Below are 19,493 nucleotides of genomic sequence, written 5' to 3' on the forward strand. Positions count from 1 at the left end.
TGGAACACAGCCGTGAGACTAAGCGGTTGTGTTTTCATATTCCCTTGATGCAGCCCTAATCAGTCGGACAAAATGCCTTTTATCCGATAAAACCGCCCTCCGAACGGAAATAAGCGGCTTTTCCATTGCAAACGGATGAAATCAAGCAAATACCCAAACACAGTCAAACAAATTTATACGCCCCGTCCCTTCGGAATGATTTGAAAACACAGCCGCCAAAACAAAAATGCCGTCTGAAGACCTTTCAGACGGCATTTTTAACCTGATTGCAAACGGAAAGTCAGAACGCGATATAGCTGTTCGGGTTAACCGGTTTGCCGTTTTGACGCACCTCGAAATGAAGCTGCGTTCTGGAAGCATCGGTATTGCCCATCAAAGCAACCTGCTGACCGCGTTTTACCTGCTGACCTTCGCCGACCAGCAATTTTTGGTTGTGCCCGTACGCGGTCAGGAAAGAGGAATTGTGCTGGATGATGACCAAGTTTCCGTATCCCCTCAAACCTGAACCGGCATAAACCACTTTGCCGTCAGCCGCCGCCAAAACGGGTTGTCCGGCATTGCCGGCAATATCGACACCCTTGTTGCCGCCGCCGAAATCGGCAACCACTTTACCTTGGGTCGGACGCTGCCAAACAATGCCGCCGACCGAACGCGTGCCGGAAGGCGAAGCGGCAGGAGATTGCGGGGCGGGCGCGGGGGCGGGAACCGCTTTATTTTCCGCAGCGGGCGCGGCAGGTTGCGGCGCGGACTGAACGGGCGGTTGCGCGGCGGGTTTCACAGGGGTTTGCGCGGCAGCCGGTACGGCGGGCCTGCTTTCTACGGCTGCGGTTTTCGGTGCGGCATATCCTGCCGGTTTGACTTTAACAATCTGACCGATGCTCAACGTATTGTCGGTCATGCCGTTCCACGCACGGAAATCGTCTTGAGAGATATGGTAGCGTTTGGAAATGTTGTACACCGTGTCGCCACGCACAATAGTATGCGTCGCCGCGTTGATGTCGACGGGTGCGTAAGAAGGAACATATGTACCCGAAACGGCAGGTGCAGACGGCGGAACATAAGCAGGAGGCGAATAAACCGGCGCAGTTTGCACGGGCGGCACATACGGCGCATCGTTGGCGGCAGGAGCGGCATTGTACGGCGTTGCGCCATAAGGATTGTAAACCGGCGCAGACGATACGGTCTGCATACCTGAATTGCCTGCAATGACAGGAGCAGGCTGTTGGGTGGCGCAACCGCCCAACAGAGCGGCAACGGCGGTACAAGCTGCCAAAAGTGTCGTTTGTTTCAACATAAGATAACCTTCATGTTCCGATATATAGCCTGAATGCGGTATATCATAATAAAAATGCGCGTTCTTCTCAAGCGCAAAACCCGACGGTATTTGAAAAACGGTCAGTCCGTATGCCAAAAGGCCGCCGTCTCCGCCATGTCCGGATAGGCGGTCAAATCGATTTGCAGCGGCGTTACGGTAATAAAACCTGCGCCGCATTCACCAAAATCCGTCCCCTCTTCCCGATCGGAAACTTCGCCGACCGGCCCTATCCAATAAATCTGTTCGCCGCGCGGATTGCGGGACGGGACGATGTTCTGCTCATGATGCCGTCTGCCCAAACGGGTAATCTTGATTCCCCTGACATCTTCCGGTGCGACAGCAGGGATGTTGACATTCCACAAGACGGGCGCGGACGGCGGTTTTTTAAAAAAATGCGCCAACAATGTCCACAGTGCCTTTTCTGCGGTTGCCCAATAGCGTCCGGAAGCATCGTTTAAAGAAAACGCCACAGCAGGCATACCCATCAGATAGGCTTCGGTCGCCGCCGCAACCGTCCCCGAATAAAGCGTATCGTCGCCCATATTTGCGCCACGGTTGATACCTGAAAACACGACATCGGGCTTAAAATCGGGCAGGGCAAACTGGCCGACATGGATGCAGTCGGTCGGCGTGCCGTTGACGTAGCAGAAGCCGTTTTGCGCCTGTTTCAGCTGCAAAGGACGGTCGAGCGTCAGCGAATTGCTGACCCCGCTCCTGTCCCGCTCGGGCGCGACCACCCTGACATTGGCAAATTCCGACGCAACCCGCGCCAGAATGGCAATGCCTTCTGCCAGATAGCCGTCGTCGTTGGAAATCAAAACGTTCATTTTTTATCCTGGATGCTTATTCTTCGGGCAATTTGGTGATTTTGACCCGCTCGATGCGCTGCCCTTCTTTTTCGACCACTTCAAACCGCCAGCCGTGAAAATCGGCAAAATCGCCGACATCGGGGATGGTTTGCAATTCTTCCATAATCAGCCCGGCAACGGTATGGAAATCGGTATCTTCCTCCTGCTGCGGCAGGTTGAGTTGGGATGCCAGCTCCACATATTCCAACGCGCCTTCCACCGTCAGGCTTTCATCGGGATTCCCCTGAACGGCGGGTTCTTCTTCGCGCTCGAATTCTTCGGGGAACTCGCCTGCGATGGCTTCCAACAGGTCTTTCATCGTCACCATACCCAACACCGCGCCGAACTCGTCCACCACCAAAGCGTAATCCGCGCTGCTTTGGCGGAAGAGTTCGAGCGCGCCCAAGGCGGTCGTGCCGTCGGGCAGGACGAGCGGCTGGCGCAATGCCGTCTGAATGTCGAGACCGCCTGTTTCCAGCAGTTGGGACAGCAGGTCTTTTTTGTTGATGTAGCCCAACGGTTCGTCCACGCCCGCCTTTCCGACAACGAGCAGGCGGCTGTAAGGCGTGTTTTGCAGTTGGGCATACTGTTCTTCGCGGCTTTGGGAAATGTCCAGCCGTTCGATGTCGCGGCGTGGAATCATCACCCCCATAATCGGGCGTTCGGCAAGCGTCAGCACGCTGCGTATCATCGATTTTTCGTTTTCTTCAAAATGCGCGTCATCCACGGATTCGCCGCCCGCGTCAGCAAGCACGCTTTCGCGTATGCCCATCATACCCAAAACGTTTTCGGCGGTGCGCTTGCGCCACGAGCTGCCGATGTAGTCGTTTTTGCGGCTGTTGCGTTGCGAAATCTGGTTAAACAGTTCGATTAAAATCGAGAAGCCGATGGCGGCGTAGAGGTAGCCTTTGGGAATGTGGAAATGGAAGGCTTCCGCAATCAGGCTGAAACCGATCATCAACAAAAAACCAAGGCAGAGCATCACGACGGTGGGATGCCTGTCCACAAATTCGGTCAAGAGTTTGCTGGCGGAAATCATGACAACCATTGCGACGACGACCGCGCCCATCGCCACGACGATGTGATCGACCATCGCCACGGCGGTGATGACCGAATCGATGGAAAACACGGCATCCAGTATCAGGATTTGCGCGACCACGCCCCAAAACGGCGCGTGTTTTTTTTGGTTGTCGGCAACGGTAAAACGGTTGTGCCCTTCGAGGCGTTCATGCAGTTCGGTGGTGGCTTTGTAAAGCAGGAAAATACCGCCCGCGAGCATAATCATGTCCTTGCCGGAAACGGCGAGGCCGCCGATTTGGAACAGCGGCTCGGTCAGCGTGATGATGTGCGCCATAAAAGCAAGCATAATGATGCGGATGACGACTGCCAGCCCCAGCCCGATAATCCGTGCGCGGTCGCGCCGTGCGGGCTGGACCTTGTTTGCCAAAATCGCCACAAAGACAAGGTTGTCTATCCCCAATACGACTTCCAACACCAAAAGCGTGGCAAAACCTATCCAGGTATGCGGTTCTGCCAACCAACTGAAATCCATGATTTTCGTGTTCCTCAAGTTCAAACGCAAAAAGGCAGCCTGAAACGCTCAAGCTGCCTGAACAGACGGTACGCACAAAAAACGGCGGGCGGGCTTACTGCTCTGCTCGGGGTCTTTCATGTGCGTGTACCTTCGGTCGAAATAATTTAAACAGTTTAACAGCTTATCGGGGCAATGGCAAAACGCCATGCCGTCTGAAAGGATGTTCGGACGGCATGGGCTTATTTTGAAATGTTTCAATACACGGACGGCACATAAAGCGTCTCCCTATGTGTTGCCCTGATTGAGGGGTTGCGCCCCTCTCAAATACAGTCTGATTCTACCGCCGCGAAGAACGGATGTTCGAGTGCGGGCGGAATCCCAATGGTTAAGGGATGATGAAGCCGTCTATCGGCGCGTAGCCTTTGGTGTTGCCCTCTTTATCGGTAATGACTATCCACTCTTTCTGCCTGCTGCTGGTAAACGGCAGGTAATACAGCTCCTCCCCTTCGGCGAGACCTGCCTGTTTCAGAATGTCCGCAACCGTCGTTTTTCTCGCATCCGCCAAGACTTTCAGCGGTTTCAGATGTTTGCGGATTTTTTCTGCTTCCTTGTCGGAATACGGCAGCCACCGGTCGGGACGCATACTCGGCTCGATACCTTTCAGGGACAAATCCAGCGTCTTGTTCTTCTCATCCGCATCCTCAGGTTCTTTCAATGCAATGCGGCGGATGCCGAACCACGACAGGCTTTGCAGCCCTTCGGGGGCTTTGTGCAAATCTTCGACCACGACTTCCGCCGCCGTAACAATGGTCATGCGGTCCTGTTCAAACGCTTCCACCACGGGACGCGCCAGCGAAACGCTGTGCAAACCGTACGCCAAAGCCGCCAGCTGGATGATGCCGACCATGGAAAAATCGACCATGCGTGCCTTTGTCTTTTTCTTCGGGCTTGCCAAAATTAAAGTCAGCAGCGGGCCGCATACGATATCGACCGCCACCACCAGCTGATAAAGCGACAGACCGCCCGTCAGCTCGGCATAAGGATAAGGATACCAAACCTTAAAAACCAGCAAGGCCGCCAGCCCTGCAACCAATAAGCTGATTAAGAGGTGCCAGCCCGCACTTTTCAAGGCAAAACGCCATCTCGGGAATGTTTTTCCGTTTTCCATCATATCTTACATTCAAATCAAAAATAACCGTAAAAACAGGGCGCATTGTACAACAGATAGAGACTGCTTAAAATGCGACACCGTCTGAAACCCTGCCATTCAGACGGCATCCGTCACCCGGCATCAATGCACAAATATTTCAATTCTAGATATTCGTCCGCACCGTATTTGCTGCCTTCACGTCCCAAACCGCTGCGTTTCACCCCGCCGAACGGTGCCGCTTCATTACTGATTAAGCCCGTATTGATGCCGACCATGCCGTATTCCAAGACTTCGCCGACGCGCCATTGACGGGCGGTGTCGGAGGTGAAAAGGTAAGCTGCCAAACCGTATTCCGTATTGTTCGCAGCCTCGATGACTTCGGCTTCGGTTTCAAAACGGAACACCGGACACAAAGGCCCGAAGGTTTCCTCGCGAGCTACCGCCATTTGCGCCGTAACGCCGCTTAAGACAGTCGGCTCAAAAAACGTTCCGCCCAACGCGCTGCGTTTGCCGCCGGTCAGACAGACCGCGCCTTTGGAGAGTGCGTCGGCGATGTGCTGTTCGACTTTTTCTACCGCTTTTTCCTCAATCAGCGGTCCTTGGTTCACACCTTCGTCCAAGCCGTCGCCCAATTTGAGCGCGGCTGCCTTTTCACTCAATTTGCGGCAAAATACGTCGTAAATGCCCGATTGGACGTAAACGCGGTTGGTGCAGACGCAGGTCTGACCGCTGTTGCGGAACTTGCTCGCCAGCGCGCCTTCGACGGCTTTGTCCAAATCGGCATCGTCAAACACGATAAACGGCGCGTTGCCGCCCAGTTCCAAACTGAGTTTTTTAATGTCCGCCGCGCTGCCGGCAAAAATTTTCGCGCCGACTTCGGTCGAGCCGGTGAAGCTGATTTTGCGCACGGTCGGGTTCGTGGCAAATTCATGGCTGATTTCCGAAGCGCGGCCGCTGACGACGGGAAGCAAATCCTGCGGCACGCCCGCTTCGTAGGCCAGTACAGCCAACGCATACGCACTCAAAGGCGTGAGCGATGCAGGTTTGACTATCATCGCGGACGGGAAATTCCACGGCGTAATCGCAGCGGTAACGCCGACGGGCTGTTTCAACACAACCAGTTTTTGCGACGCTTTCACACTCGTCAGCACATCGCCGTCAATCCGCCGCGCCTCTTCGGCAAACCAGCGCACAAACGAAGCCGCATAATCGATTTCGCCGCGCGCCTCGGTCAGGCTTTTGCCCTGCTCCATCGTCATGAGACGCGCCAGTGCTTCTTTGTTTTCTTTAACTAAAAAATACCAACGCCACAATATGTCGGCGCGTTCCAAGGCGGTTTTCGCCGCCCATAATTTTTGCGCTGCCGCCGCCTTTTGAATCAGGTTTTTCAGCTTGTCCGAACCCGTGTTGCGGACATACGCCAAAATTTCGCCCGTCGCCGGATTGCCGACCCCGATGCCGTCTGAAATCGGGGAAAGGGAAATATCGGGATGCTTGATTAATTGGGAATATTCGTTCATTTCGTATCCTCCGGTATACGGGATAACCGCTTTCAAATGCCGTCAATCTCGCGGACATTATCATCTTCATATTCCAAAACTGCAAACCCTTCCGATGCCGTCTGAAGCATCCGATCGGGCAGCGCAACATCCGGGCGGTGTTTGAATATGGCACGGGCGCATCCCTGTCGTTTAAGAAAAATACTTTTTATGCGATAGTAATCTTTAGAAAGAAAAGTAATGCAGCCCTTTGATAGGGTACAATATATAAGAAGCAAAGATTGCAGTTACAACGCGTGGTAGAGTATGGCAAAAGTCAAAACATTACAGTCAAAATTACGGAGATTAAATAATGATTTTTAAACAGGATCAATTATTGGGCAGTTTTTTATGCTAATGAAGAAGCTCTGATTGTTCAAACATGTTCAGGTTTGGGGTTAACGGCAATAGACCACCTATATCCCCCCATATCCTGCCATTGGATACCGACAATGAAACTTTAGGCACGACGGTCTTGCAAGCGTTGGCAAACAGCAGGACTTTCGTTTATGACAGTTCGGAAGACCAAGATTTTTTTGATACCGAAAAATTTCGGCAACGCTATGAGGATTGGGTTGCCAACCTATGCGGGAACTTGGGCTATAAAACCAGACGCGCCCTATTTAAAAACATGATGAGCGGGGATATTTGGCTGCACAACGGCTGCCTGAAAATCAGCCCGAGCCGCCATGTCAAGCCGGAAGCGTGGGATGCCATTGATGCAGACGATGTAATTTTATCATTGGATAACAGCCCTGAAGAAATCGGAGCAGGTTTAAAGTTGGCATTGAGCCGCTGCCGACAGGATAAACCCAGAACGAAACGAAAAATAATCCGCCACGCCCGAAAACCGCCGGAACCAGCCGACGGCCAAAACAAAACCGGCATAAAAAACCGCCCGAAAAATCCGGACGGCGGTTCAAACAGGCTGCCCCGTTTAACGGGCGCGGCAGGAAGTTTCGACCGAATTGCCGTAGGCATCGGTAAAGCCGAAAAAGGCTTCGCCGCCTTTCTGGTGCCACTCGGTTCCGTTTCCGAACAAACCGTGTTCGGCGGTATAGCGTTCGCCGGATGCGGCAACGTCGGAAGAGAGGACGGCACGCCTGCCGTCCAGCCGCAACGCGATTTTGCCGCCGTCCAAATTGCGGACGCGCACAGACAAACCGTTCTCGCATGAAAACGCTCGAAAATCGTCCGGGCCGGCTTGGTTTTGAACAGGCGGCATATACCCGCGTCCGCCGCCATCATACGCTTCCGGCACGGCACAGGCCGCCAAAGACAAAACCGATACGGTCAGCGCGAAAAACCTGATATTCATAAAAGCTCCCCAATAAAAAGAAAATATGTTTCAACACACAGGACGACACATTAAAGCACCGCCCTATGTGCCGTCCTGATTCGGAAGGGGTTGCGCCCCTCCCAAATAAAGTCTGATTTTACCGCCCCAAAGGGCTGAGGTTCAACCGAAAAGGAAACACGATAAATCAATAATCCGGATTGCGCGCCCCTTCTTTACCCGTCTTCCGACACCGCCTTTTGCCTGACGATGCCGTCTGAACCTGCCTGCCCGCCCGGAGGAATGTAAATTTTTCCAAATTCCAAGTAAAAACCGCTATCAGTGTGCTAATTTGCGTTAAAATTCTATTCGGCGTTTAACGTTTGTGCGCGTACATTCCTGCACTGTTTGATGCGGGCATAAGGCACAAGTCCCGACAAGCGCACTGTTTCATACTTCGTCAATCATTCAAACTCCGGTTTGTGTCGGCATCGGATTACGGGTAGCCAACCGTTGCCTGTCCGCTCCGACATATTCCGACAGTGTGAGATAAGGATTTATTCGATGAAATCACTCAAAACCTTCCTCATTTGGGGCATAGTGGTACTGGTCGGCTTAGCATCCTTTACCACTCTGGCCCTCAGCCGAGGCGAACAGGTCAGCGCGGTATGGATGGTTACCGCCGCCATATCCGTTTACTGTATCGCCTACCGTTTTTACAGCCTCTACATCGCCAACCGCGTGATGCGGCTCGATCCGAACCGTCTCACGCCCGCCGAGCGGCACAACGACGGCTTGGACTACGTTCCGACGCACAAAGGCGTATTGTTCGGACACCACTTTGCCGCGATTGCCGGCGCGGGCCCTTTGGTCGGTCCGGTTTTGGCGGCGCAAATGGGTTATCTACCCGGTACTTTGTGGATTATCTTCGGCGTGGTATTTGCCGGCGCGGTACAGGATATGACGGTCTTGTTCGTCTCTATGCGCCGCGACGGTAAGTCTTTGGGCGATATTGTGAAACAGGAACTCGGCACTGTCCCCGGCGTGATTGCCTCCATCGGTATTTTGATGATTATGGTCATCATTATGGCGGTTTTGGCGTTGATTGTCGTAAAAGCATTGGTTCACAGCCCTTGGGGTACGTTCACCATTGCCGCAACGATGCCGATTGCGCTGTTTATGGGTATTTACACGCGCCATATCCGTCCGGGCAAAATCGGCGAGATTTCCATCGTCGGCTTTATTTTGCTGATGTTGGCGGTAATTTACGGCGAAGATGTGGCGAAAAGCTCCATCGGGCATTGGTTTGACCTTGACGGCATCCAGCTCACTTGGGCGATTATGATTTACGGTTTCGTGGCTTCGGTTTTGCCGGTCTGGCTCTTGCTGACCCCGCGCGACTATCTCTCCACCTTCCTGAAAATCGGTACGATTGCGGCCTTGGCTTTGGGTATCGTCATCGTCAATCCCGCTTTGCAAATGCCTGCGGTTACCCACTTTATCGACGGTTCGGGCCCGGTATTCTCAGGCGCATTGTTCCCGTTCTTGTTCATTACCATCGCCTGCGGTGCGGTTTCGGGCTTCCACGCACTGATTTCTTCCGGCACCACGCCGAAAATGCTGGAAAACGAAACCCACGTCCGTATGATCGGTTACGGCGGTATGTTGATGGAAAGTTTCGTGGCGATTATGGCGCTTGCCGCCGCCGCATCGCTCGATCCCGGCGTGTATTTCGCGATGAACAGCCCCGCCGCACTGATCGGTACGGATGCCAACACCGCCGCCGAAGTAATTACCACCAAGCTGAACTTCCCTGTCGATGCCGCAACCCTGTTGCACACCGCTAAGGAAGTGGGCGAAAACACCATCCTGTCCCGCACAGGCGGTGCGCCTACCCTCGCAGTCGGTATGGCGCACATTATGAGCCGTCTGATTCCGGGCGAGGCGATGATGGCATTCTGGTATCACTTCGCCCTGTTGTTTGAAGCCTTGTTCATCCTGACCGCCGTCGATGCCGGTACGCGCGTCGCACGTTTTATGATTCAAGACTTGGGCAGCATCTTCTACAAACCTTTCGGCAACACCGACTCCATCCCCGCCAACCTGATTGCGACCTTCTTCGCCGTGGCATTGTGGGGCTACTTCCTCTACACCGGCGTAACCGACCCGCTGGGCGGCATCAACTCGCTCTGGCCTTTATTCGGCATCGCCAACCAAATGCTGGCAGGCGTAGCCTTGATTATGTGTGCCGTTGTGCTGATTAAGATGAAACGCGACCGTTATGTCTGGGTGGCACTCGTTCCTGCCGTCGGCGTACTGCTTGTAACCTGCTACGCCGGTCTGCAAAAACTGTTCCACAACGACCCGCGCGCCAGCTTCCTTGCCCACGCAGGCAAATACAGCGACGCATTGGCTAAAAACGAAGTCCTTGCGCCCGCTAAAGACATCGGCGAAATGGCGCAAATCATCTTCAACGACAAGATTAATGCCGGTCTGACCATCCTCTTCTTGTCGGTTGTCGTGACTGTTGCCGCGTACGGTTTGCGTACCGCCCTCAAAGCACGCAAAGTCGGCTGGCCGACCGCCAAAGAAATCCCGGCGGTGTACCGCGACGGCAAACAACCGGAGGAACAAAGTGAAGCATAAGCTCGCGTCTTGGTGGAAAACCATCAAGCTGACGGCAAACTTGATGGCAGGCGTGCCCGATTATGAAAACTACGTTGCACAACAACGTAAACATAATCCCAACGCCCCCGTGATGAACAAGCTGCAATTTCAAGACTATTGCCGCAAACGCCGCTGCGGCGCAAACGGCGGACGCTGCTGTTAGCCCCGCTTGAAACAAATGCCGTCTGAACGCCACTTCAGACGGTATTTTTATAATAAGGCGCTGTCCTAGATAACTAGGGAAATTCAAATTAAGTTAGAATTATCCCTATGAGAAAAAGCCGTCTAAGCCGGTATAAACAAAATAAACTCATTGAACTGTTTGTCGCAGGCGTAACTGCAAGAACAGCAGCAGAGCCTGACAGCATTGTTTATACGGATTGTTATCGTCGCTATGATGTATTGGATGCAGGCGAATTTAGCCATTTCCGTATCAATCACAGCACACATTTTGCCGAACGACAAAACCATATTAATGGAATTGGGAACTTTTGGAACCGGGCAAAACGTCATTTACGCAAGTTTGACGGCATTCCCAAAGAGCATTTTGAGCCGTATTTAAAGGAGTGCGAACGGCGTTTTAACAACAGTGAGATAAAAGTTCAAATTTCCATTTTAAAACAATTAGTAAAATCGAGTTTATCCTAGTTGTCCAGGACGGCCCCTAATTTATTTACAATTTTGATACAATTTGTTTTTCATCAAAGGAGAAAATCTATGCGGGCACGGCTGCTGATACCTATTCTTTTTTCAGTTTTTATTTTATCCGCCTGCGGGACACTGACAGGTATTCCATCGCATGGCGGAGGCAAACGCTTCGCGGTCGAACAAGAACTTGTGGCCGCTTCTGCCAGAGCTGCCGTTAAAGACATGGATTTACAGGCATTACACGGACGAAAAGTTGCATTGTACATTGCAACTATGGGCGACCAAGGTTCAGGCAGTTTGACAGGGGGTCGCTACTCCATTGATGCACTGATTCGCGGCGAATACATAAACAGCCCTGCCGTCCGCACCGATTACACCTATCCGCGTTACGAAACCACCGCTGAAACAACATCAGGCGGTTTGACGGGTTTAACCACTTCTTTATCTACACTTAATGCCCCTGCACTCTCGCGCACCCAATCAGACGGTAGCGGAAGTAGGAGCAGTCTGGGCTTAAATATTGGCGGGATGGGGGATTATCGAAATGAAACCTTGACGACCAACCCGCGCGACACCGCCTTTCTTTCCCACTTGGTACAGACCGTATTTTTCCTGCGCGGCATAGACGTTGTTTCTCCTGCCAATGCCGATACAGATGTGTTTATTAACATCGACGTATTCGGAACGATACGCAACAGAACCGAAATGCACCTATACAATGCCGAAACACTGAAAGCCCAAACAAAACTGGAATATTTCGCAGTAGACAGAACCAATAAAAAATTGCTCATCAAACCCAAAACCAATGCGTTTGAAGCTGCCTATAAAGAAAATTACGCATTGTGGATGGGGCCGTATAAAGTAAGCAAAGGAATCAAACCGACGGAAGGATTGATGGTCGATTTCTCCGATATCCGGCCATACGGCAATCATACGGGTAACTCCGCCCCATCCGTAGAGGCTGATAACAGTCATGAGGGGTATGGATACAGCGATGAAGCAGTGCGACAACATAGACAAGGGCAACCTTGATTCACACTGCCATAACCGCTTGCTGCCAAGGAAAACAAAATGAATTTGCCTATTCAAAAATTCATGATGCTGTTTGCAGCGGCAATATCGTTGCTGCAAATCCCCATTAGTCATGCGAACGGTTTGGATGCCCGTTTGCGCGATGATATGCAGGCAAAACACTACGAACCGGGTGGCAAATACCATCTGTTCGGTAATGGTCGCGGCAGTGTTAAAAATCGGGTTTGCGCCGTCCAAACATTTGATGCAACTGCGGTCGGCCCCATACTGCCTATTACACACGAACGGACAGGGTTTGAAGGCATTATCGGTTATGAAACCCATTTTTCAGGGCACGGACACGAAGTACACAGTCCGTTCGATAATCATGATTCAAAAAGCACTTCTGATTTCAGCGGCGGTGTAGACGGCGGTTTTACCGTTTACCAACTTCATCGGACAGGGTCGGAAATCCATCCGGAGGATGGATATGACGGGCCGCGAGGCGGCGGTTATCCGCCCCCCGGAGGAGCAAGGGATATATACAGCTACCATATCAAAGGAACTTCTACAAAAACAAAGATAAACACTGTTCCGCAAGCCCCTTTTTCAGACCGCTGGCTAAAAGAAAATGCCGGTGCCGCTTCCGGTTTTCTCAGCCGTGCGGATGAAGCAGGAAAACTGATATGGGAAAACGACCCCGATAAAAATTGGCGGGCTAACCGTATGGATGATATTCGCGGCATCGTCCAAGGTGCGGTTAATCCTTTTTTAACGGGTTTTCAGGGATTGGGAGTTGGGGCAATTACAGACAGTGCGGTAAACCCGGTAACCTATGCGGCAGCACGGAAAACTTTACAGGGTATTCACAATTTAGGAAATTTAAGTCCGGAAGCACAACTTGCCGCCGCGAGCCTATTACAGGACAGTGCCTTTGCGGTAAAAGACGGCATCAATTCCGCCAGACAATGGGCTGATGCCCATCCGAATATAACAGCAACAGCCCAAACTGCCCTTGCCGTAGCAGAGGCCGCAACTACGGTTTGGGGAGGTAAAAAAGTAGAACTTAACCCGACCAAATGGGATTGGGTTAAAAATACCGGCTATAAAAAACCTGCTGCCCGCCATATGCAGACTGTAGACGGGGAAATGGCCGGGAAAAATAAGCCACCGAAACCAAGTACGCAGCAACACTCTACACACTCTGATAACAATATCGGCTTACCTGCCCCATATGTTAAACCTGATACATCTATTTCTCCGACAGGAACAATTCAAGACCGCATCAGATGGACAAAATCCAAGTTTCCTACTGAGAAATCTTTAAATGGACATTTCAAAGCTCATGGAAAAGAATTTGGCGATATAACCATTGAAGACTACCAAAAAATGGCGTCTGATTTGTTATCAAAACAGACATCGGACAAGATATTAGGTTATCAGACGGAACATAGACGAGTGCGCTATGATATCAATAACAATATCTATGTTTTGGCCAATCCAAAAACATTCAAAATCAAAACAATGTTTAAACCAGACTTAGGAAAGGAGTATTATGATGGAGAATTCAAAAAAGACATGGGAAATTGACGGAGAAATATGGCTACATTGTCCTGTTTGCGGAACTGAAGTTATGGACTATGATATCTGTGACGTTTGTCAGTGGCAAAATACAGGAGAAACTAATATAGATGGTGGTCCTAATGAAATGACACTTGCGGAGGCGAAAGAAGCTTACGCAAAAGGCTTACCAATCAGATAAATAAGCACCTAGAGAAACCAATGATGACGGAACCCCATGGTTACCCATCAAATAATTTACCTGTTAAAATCATAAATGATATTATTTATGCAACCCAGTTAGTCGAAGATTTGGTTTTAGGAAAAATAAAAATTGTTGATTTTTTAAAATCATATAACAATTTTTATTATTGGCTTGGTTTTGATGAGTTACCTCAATCTGAGAAAATAAAATTTCTAAACTATCTCAATATATTAAGTATTCATAAGGAAATACAAGATAAAACTGTGAATAGGGTTTATACCGATTGTTTTGATATTGATAAATTACATTCGCTTGACAGAATTACAACTAATGAATGTATTAATGGTATAAAAAAATCTATCAAAAAAACAAATTAGAATTTGACAATATACTCAAATAACTAGCCTATGTTTTGTAAAATAAAAATATTCTTGCTGAGTGTAGAGCCAGAGATAAAAAGATTTGATAGTAGTTTGCAGTTGTAGAATTATATAAACAAGAAAATAGTCAGCAGCCGTAGGTCGGATTCTCGAATCCGACATTTTCCAACAGCGGCATTTCGGAAACGATAGATGCGTCAAATATTTTTGTCGGATACAAATATCCGACCTACATCTCTGCGCAGCAAACTTTACAAGATATTAATGAATTAGGAAATTTAAGTCCGGAAGCACAACTTGCTGCCGCGAGCCTATTACAGGACAGTGCTTTTGCGGTAAAAGACGGCATCAATTCCGCCAGACAATGGGCTGATGCCCATCCGAATATAACAGCAACAGCCCAAACTGCCCTTGCCGTAGCAGAGGCTGCAGGTACGGTTTGGGGCGGTAAAAAAGTAGAACTTAACCCGGCCAAATGGGATTGGGTTAAAAATAACGGTTATAAAAAACCTACTGCCCGCCATATGCAGACTAAGGCGTTAGGTACGGTAGATGAAATTGGCAATACAGTACAGCAGGTTGGGAAACAGACTAGCGGACAAAAAACCAGCGGTGGTAATCCTGCGATTGATAGCGACCCCTATAGCCCGAGTAGTGTGTCAGCTCGTATAGAAGCCGGTAAGGTGCGCAGTGATTTACAAATCAAAGACATTTTGAGCAATACTACTCAAAGGAGTAAAACAAAAGGTCCCGCTGTTCAGTATGATAAAGTGGGGGATTACAATGACGCACTAAATGATTTTAATAGTCTGAATGTTCGAAATGTACAAACACGTCCTAATGGAACGATAACGGGCAATTTACCTGATGGGCGTGCGGTTAATGTTCGTAATGATAGCAGTGGTGGAGAACCAACACTTGAAATAACAATTAGTAATAACCGAAAAATAAAAATCAGATATGGAAATACACGATAAATTATGAAATTAAAAAGCTTAGATTTCCCAACTGGCTATTTCTATTTTGATAATGCAGCAATAAACTTTGATAAAGTAGAAGTTATAGCAGTTGGTTATAGAAATACGGGTAAAACCATAAAAATTTCTATTGAGGATGTTATTCATTTTAGGGTTGTTGATGAATCGTATTTTATAGATACTTTTATGGATTTAATTTCGGAAGATGCAGATAGAGCTTTGCTTCATGAAAATGGTGGTCAATCTTTTTTCGAACTTCTTGATGAGCGTTATGCGGCATGGATATCGAAAGAAAGTTATTTTCCTTTGAATAGAGAATTCTTTAAATACTATATTTTTATGTTTGAGCAAACATTCATAGAAATAATTGGTTCTAGTGCAACGTATTCAATTATTGAGAGCTAGCGTAAGATGAGTAATAAGTTGCCTATCTTTCTTTCAGGCAGCCTGAAAATAAAATTACTCGTGTAATGAACCACGCACTTTAAACAGCACAGGTATTTTGATGAGAATGGCATGGCAATTAAGTATATTGGTTTCTACATTCCGTCCGCAATATTCGCGCCTTCCGCATTGAACAATGGTCAGACTTTACGGATATAGCCGTAGGTTGGATTCTCGAATCCGACATTTTCTAACAGCGGCATTTCGGAAACGATAAACGCGTCAAATATTTTTGTCGGATACAAATATCCGACCTACATCTCTGCGATGGGGTACCTGTATCAGTGAAGGGAAATTTTGTTGATGGTAAATTTCGCATTGGTACGGCAACAATGAAATCATTTTAAATTGAGCTAGAAATGAATCTAGAAAATTATGAAAACATTTTAATAAAATTACTTTTTCATCATAACAACTTAGTAAATGAATATTCTTATTTTATTGAGAATAAAAACTTATTTAAAATAGTATCTCGAACTAAAACGAGTAAGGGCTTTTTTTTCACTATAGAAAAACCATTAAATTTTCTAAGCAAAAAAACTTATTTTGAGTTTAATTTTAAATATTTACACTCAGGGAAAGAACGCTTTGGTTCGTTTATGTGCTGGATAAATACTAATTTAATGGAATTTGAGGGAGTTTTTTTTAACGACCCGCTCCCTGATAATATGATAATAAATAACTTTTTTGAAATAAATGATTAACGATATACCAATAAACCAATAAAAATTGGTGGGGTAACCGTATGGATGATATTCGCGGCATCGTCCAAGGTGCGGTTAATCCTTTTTTAACGGGTTTTCAAGGATTGGGAGTTGGGGCAATTACAGACAGTGCGGTAAACCCGGTAACCTATGCGGCAGCACGGAAAACTTTACAGGGTATTCACAATTTAGGAAATTTAAGTCCGGAAGCACAACTTGCCGCCGCGAGCCTATTACAGGACAGTGCTTTTGCGGTAAAAGACGGCATCAATTCCGCCAGACAATGGGCTGATGCCCATCCGAATATAACAGCAACAGCCCAAACTGCCCTTGCCGTAGCAGAGGCCGCAACTACGGTTTGGAGAGGTAAAAAAGTAGAACTTAACCCGACTAAATGGGATTGGGTTAAAAATACCGGCTATAAAAAACCTGCTGCCCGCCATATGCAGACTTTAGATGGGGAGATGGCAGGTGGGAATAAGCCAGCGAAGCAAGCTACTCCTAATGGCAAAGCTGGCGTTTCTACACAACAATCTTTGCAAAATAGTCTCGTTCCACAAAAAAATTATACGCATACTACCTATAATGGTGGATCAGCTATTACAGATGGCAAATATATTACTGACCCTCTCAGTATGGTACGACACAAACCTGATGCATCTAGTCTAGACAAGATAGATAGCAAAAGTTTATTTAAATCAGATGTTGATGCGGAAAAAGCTACATTAGATGCTGCTAGATATGCAGATAAACATAATTTATGGGATAGTCAAAATAAGGCAAAAGTTCCAACGAACGACGTAGTTGGCTATACAGACGGAAAACCGACACATATAATTAACATTTATCGTAGAAAGCCGAATAAAGATGGGATTAGACCTGTGCATGGAACACCAGGTAAGGAACGTTGATTTATGAAAATTTATAACTTAGATAATATTATAACTTCATCAGCATTGAGTCTGTATAAATCCACTTGGGTTAAGTTAGATTTAATATCTTGTGCTAAATTTATCATAGAAGGAACGAATTTTACTTTTGATTGGGATGAAGGAATTGAAAATTGGATAGTTTTTTTTCATAAAAACAAAGTTATTGGTTATTTGTGTGCAAAATTACCTTTTGCTATATTAGACAACGAACAATTAAAAAATCAGCTATATCACAAATATCCTCATGTATTAACCTTACAAATTAAAAATATTGAAACTGAAAAAATATCTTTAAATGTAAACATTTGTAGATTAACGTTATGCCCATCATTTCATGATGAACATGATACGCTTGTTTGTTCAGTGCAAGATTTTTATGTAAATACTGTTTAACTAGCAAGCGCAGGCTGGATTAAAACCTAAATCATTGATAAAAAACATAAAACAAGCATCCTGAAATTTTTCAGGCTGCTTTTTTGTTGGGTTTGGTAACCCAATCTACTCGCTGAAAATTAGCAGAGGACGTAAATGGCTATTTATGATTTAAACGAAATCGTAACCCGTGCTGCATTAGGTATATATAAAGGAAAATGGCGAAACATGGATTTTGAGCAAGTTCTACAAAACATTGTTCAGCAACCGTAGGTCGGATTCTCGAATCCGACATTTTCCAACAGCGGCATTTCGGAAACGATAGACGCGTCAAATATTTTTGTCGGATACAAGTATCCAACCATACGGCAATCATACGGGTAACTCCGCCCCATCCGTAGAGGCTGATAACAGTCATGAGGGGTATGGATACAGCGATGAAGCAGTGCGACAACATAGACAAGGGCAACCTTGATTCACACTGCCATAACCGCTTGCTGCCAAGGAAAACAAAATGAATTTGCCTATTCAAAAATTCATGATGCTGTTTGCAGCGGCAATATCGTTGCTGCAAATCCCCATTAGTCATGCGAACGGTTTGGATGCCCGTTTGCGCGATGATATGCAGGCAAAACACTACGAACCGGGTGGCAAATACCATCTGTTCGGTAATGGTCGCGGCAGTGTTAAAAATCGGGTTTGCGCCGTCCAAACATTTGATGCAACTGCGGTCGGCCCCATACTGCCTATTACACACGAACGGACAGGGTTTGAAGGCATTATCGGTTATGAAACCCATTTTTCAGGACACGGACACGAAGTACACAGTCCGTTCGATAATCATGATTCAAAAAGCACTTCTGATTTCAGCGGCAGCGTAGACGGCGGTTTTACCGTTTACCAACTTCATCGGACAGGGTCGGAAATACATCCCGCAGACGGATATGACGGGCCTCAAGGCGGCGGTTATCCGGAACCACAAGGGGCAAGGGATATATACAGTTACCATATCAAAGGAACTTCTACAAAAACAAAGATAAACACTGTTCCGCAAGCCCCTTTTTCAGACCGCTGGCTAAAAGAAAATGCCGGTGCCGCTTCCGGTTTTCTCAGCCGTGCGGATGAAGCAGGAAAACTGATATGGGAAAACGACCCCGATAAAAATTGGCGGGCTAACCGTATGGATGATATTCGCGGCATCGTCCAAGGTGCGGTTAATCCTTTTTTAACGGGTTTTCAGGGATTGGGAGTTGGGGCAATTACAGACAGTGCGGTAAACCCGGTAACCTATGCGGCAGCACGGAAAACTTTACAGGGTATTCACAATTTAGGAAATTTAAGTCCGGAAGCACAACTTGCCGCCGCGAGCCTATTACAGGACAGTGCTTTTGCGGTAAAAGACGGCATCAATTCCGCCAGACAATGGGCTGATGCCCATCCGAATATAACAGCAACAGCCCAAACTGCCCTTGCCGTAGCAGAGGCCGCAACTACGGTTTGGGGAGGTAAAAAAGTAGAACTTAACCCGACCAAATGGGATTGGGTTAAAAATACCGGCTATAAAAAACCTGCTGCCCGCCATATGCAGACTGTAGATGGGGAGATGGCAGGGGGGAATAGACCGCTGGAATCAAAAAATACTGTAACAACGAATAATTTTTTTGAAAATACCGGTTATACAGAGAAAGTATTAAGGCAAGCATCGAATGGTGATTATCATGGTTTTCCGCAATCAGTAGATGCTTTTTCTGAAAATGGAACAGTAATACAAATAGTTGGCGGAGATAATATTGTAAGGCATAAACTTTATATCCCTGGATCTTATAAAGGAAAAGATGGAAATTTTGAATATATCAGAGAAGCAGATGGAAAAATTAATCATAGATTATTTGTCCCTAACCAACAACTTCCTGAAAAATAGTAGATAGAGAT

The 19,493-nt window shown here is 47.8% G+C and carries 18 protein-coding genes and 4 pseudogenes; 16 read left to right on the forward strand and 6 right to left on the reverse strand.

All coding sequences use genetic code 11. The annotated features are described in order from the left end of the window. Positions 1-280 precede the first annotated feature (280 nt). The 5 genes from HT085_RS05660 to HT085_RS05680 all read right to left on the reverse strand — a co-directional run bounded on the left by HT085_RS05660 (position 281) and on the right by HT085_RS05680 (position 6,367). On the reverse strand, positions 281-1,294 hold the full coding sequence (locus HT085_RS05660) for a peptidoglycan DD-metalloendopeptidase family protein (RefSeq protein ID WP_020996850.1): 1,014 nt from the start codon (positions 1,292-1,294) through the stop codon (positions 281-283). A 101-nt stretch (positions 1,295-1,395) separates the two neighbouring features. Beyond that, positions 1,396-2,142, reverse strand: coding sequence for a 5'/3'-nucleotidase SurE (surE, locus tag HT085_RS05665; RefSeq protein WP_003690973.1), 747 nt, complete (start codon positions 2,140-2,142; stop codon positions 1,396-1,398). Between the two features lie 16 nt (positions 2,143-2,158). Then, a complete protein-coding gene (locus HT085_RS05670; protein ID WP_003690972.1) occupies positions 2,159-3,715 on the reverse strand; it encodes a TerC family protein in 1,557 nt (518 codons plus the stop codon). Positions 3,716-4,082: 367 nt separating this feature from the next. Further along, positions 4,083-4,868 (reverse strand): fimb protein, encoded by a 786-nt coding sequence (locus HT085_RS05675; protein ID WP_003688173.1) that lies wholly within the window; start codon positions 4,866-4,868, stop codon positions 4,083-4,085. 110 nt (positions 4,869-4,978) lie between these two features. Then, positions 4,979-6,367 carry an NAD-dependent succinate-semialdehyde dehydrogenase gene (locus HT085_RS05680; RefSeq protein ID WP_025455784.1) on the reverse strand — a complete coding sequence of 463 codons (1,389 nt, stop codon included), beginning with the start codon at positions 6,365-6,367 and terminating at the stop codon, positions 4,979-4,981. Between the two features lie 331 nt (positions 6,368-6,698). Here HT085_RS05680 and HT085_RS05685 point away from each other — a divergent pair. Next, a pseudogene (locus tag HT085_RS05685) lies at positions 6,699-7,187 on the forward strand (contact-dependent growth inhibition system immunity protein); the annotation flags it as partial. Between the two features lie 135 nt (positions 7,188-7,322). On the opposite strand, the gene HT085_RS05690 reads toward HT085_RS05685, so the two are convergent. Next, positions 7,323-7,703, reverse strand: a complete 381-nt coding sequence (locus HT085_RS05690; protein WP_003688168.1) for an MliC family protein — start codon at positions 7,701-7,703, stop codon at positions 7,323-7,325. Positions 7,704-8,225: 522 nt separating this feature from the next. Here HT085_RS05690 and HT085_RS05695 point away from each other — a divergent pair. The 15 genes and pseudogenes from HT085_RS05695 to mafB (HT085_RS05760) all read left to right on the forward strand — a co-directional run bounded on the left by HT085_RS05695 (position 8,226) and on the right by mafB (HT085_RS05760) (position 19,482). After that, positions 8,226-10,307, forward strand: a complete 2,082-nt coding sequence (locus HT085_RS05695) for a carbon starvation CstA family protein (protein ID WP_003690967.1) — start codon at positions 8,226-8,228, stop codon at positions 10,305-10,307. After that, entirely contained in the window at positions 10,297-10,491 is a 195-nt protein-coding gene (locus HT085_RS05700) for a YbdD/YjiX family protein (RefSeq protein WP_003688166.1), read from the forward strand. The genes HT085_RS05695 and HT085_RS05700 overlap by 11 nt, the downstream gene beginning before the upstream one ends. Before the next feature lie 107 nt (positions 10,492-10,598). Continuing rightward, positions 10,599-10,976, forward strand: a complete 378-nt coding sequence (locus tag HT085_RS05705) for an IS1595 family transposase (RefSeq protein WP_010361697.1) — start codon at positions 10,599-10,601, stop codon at positions 10,974-10,976. A 69-nt stretch (positions 10,977-11,045) separates the two neighbouring features. Continuing rightward, the gene (gene mafA, locus HT085_RS05710; RefSeq protein ID WP_003706509.1) at positions 11,046-12,008 is read left to right on the forward strand and encodes an adhesin MafA; all 963 of its coding nucleotides are present in this window, start codon (positions 11,046-11,048) and stop codon (positions 12,006-12,008) included. A gap of 39 nt (positions 12,009-12,047) precedes the next feature. Further along, on the forward strand, positions 12,048-13,577 hold the full coding sequence (mafB, locus tag HT085_RS05715) for a polymorphic toxin MafB class 3 (RefSeq protein ID WP_115067301.1): 1,530 nt from the start codon (positions 12,048-12,050) through the stop codon (positions 13,575-13,577). Then, positions 13,543-13,749, forward strand: coding sequence for a CPCC family cysteine-rich protein (locus HT085_RS05720; protein WP_002235294.1), 207 nt, complete (start codon positions 13,543-13,545; stop codon positions 13,747-13,749). The genes mafB (HT085_RS05715) and HT085_RS05720 overlap by 35 nt, the downstream gene beginning before the upstream one ends. A 20-nt stretch (positions 13,750-13,769) precedes the next feature. Beyond that, on the forward strand, positions 13,770-14,129 hold the full coding sequence (locus HT085_RS05725) for a hypothetical protein (protein ID WP_003690962.1): 360 nt from the start codon (positions 13,770-13,772) through the stop codon (positions 14,127-14,129). Positions 14,130-14,359: 230 nt separating this feature from the next. Next, positions 14,360-14,665 (forward strand): annotated as a pseudogene (locus tag HT085_RS11770) (MafB family polymorphic toxin); the annotation flags it as partial. Beyond that, the gene (locus HT085_RS11775) at positions 14,657-15,109 is read left to right on the forward strand and encodes a hypothetical protein (protein WP_003706393.1); all 453 of its coding nucleotides are present in this window, start codon (positions 14,657-14,659) and stop codon (positions 15,107-15,109) included. The pseudogene HT085_RS11770 and the gene HT085_RS11775, both read left to right, overlap by 9 nt. Before the next feature lie 3 nt (positions 15,110-15,112). After that, positions 15,113-15,514: a hypothetical protein gene (locus HT085_RS05735; protein ID WP_003688156.1), complete on the forward strand. Its 402-nt coding sequence runs from the start codon at positions 15,113-15,115 to the stop codon at positions 15,512-15,514. 398 nt (positions 15,515-15,912) lie between these two features. Beyond that, positions 15,913-16,257 (forward strand): hypothetical protein, encoded by a 345-nt coding sequence (locus tag HT085_RS05740; protein WP_002226827.1) that lies wholly within the window; start codon positions 15,913-15,915, stop codon positions 16,255-16,257. A gap of 17 nt (positions 16,258-16,274) precedes the next feature. After that, a pseudogene (locus HT085_RS05745) lies at positions 16,275-17,168 on the forward strand (MafB family polymorphic toxin); the annotation flags it as partial. A 3-nt stretch (positions 17,169-17,171) separates the two neighbouring features. Next, positions 17,172-17,582: a hypothetical protein gene (locus HT085_RS05750; RefSeq protein ID WP_003690957.1), complete on the forward strand. Its 411-nt coding sequence runs from the start codon at positions 17,172-17,174 to the stop codon at positions 17,580-17,582. A 331-nt stretch (positions 17,583-17,913) separates the two neighbouring features. Then, positions 17,914-18,036, forward strand: a pseudogene (locus HT085_RS05755) (adhesin); the annotation flags it as partial. 39 nt (positions 18,037-18,075) lie between these two features. Further along, a complete protein-coding gene (mafB, locus tag HT085_RS05760; RefSeq protein WP_106274956.1) occupies positions 18,076-19,482 on the forward strand; it encodes a polymorphic toxin MafB class 3 in 1,407 nt (468 codons plus the stop codon). Positions 19,483-19,493 lie beyond the last annotated feature (11 nt).

This window comes from Neisseria gonorrhoeae (genome assembly GCF_013030075.1).
Lineage (GTDB): Bacteria > Pseudomonadota > Gammaproteobacteria > Burkholderiales > Neisseriaceae > Neisseria > Neisseria gonorrhoeae.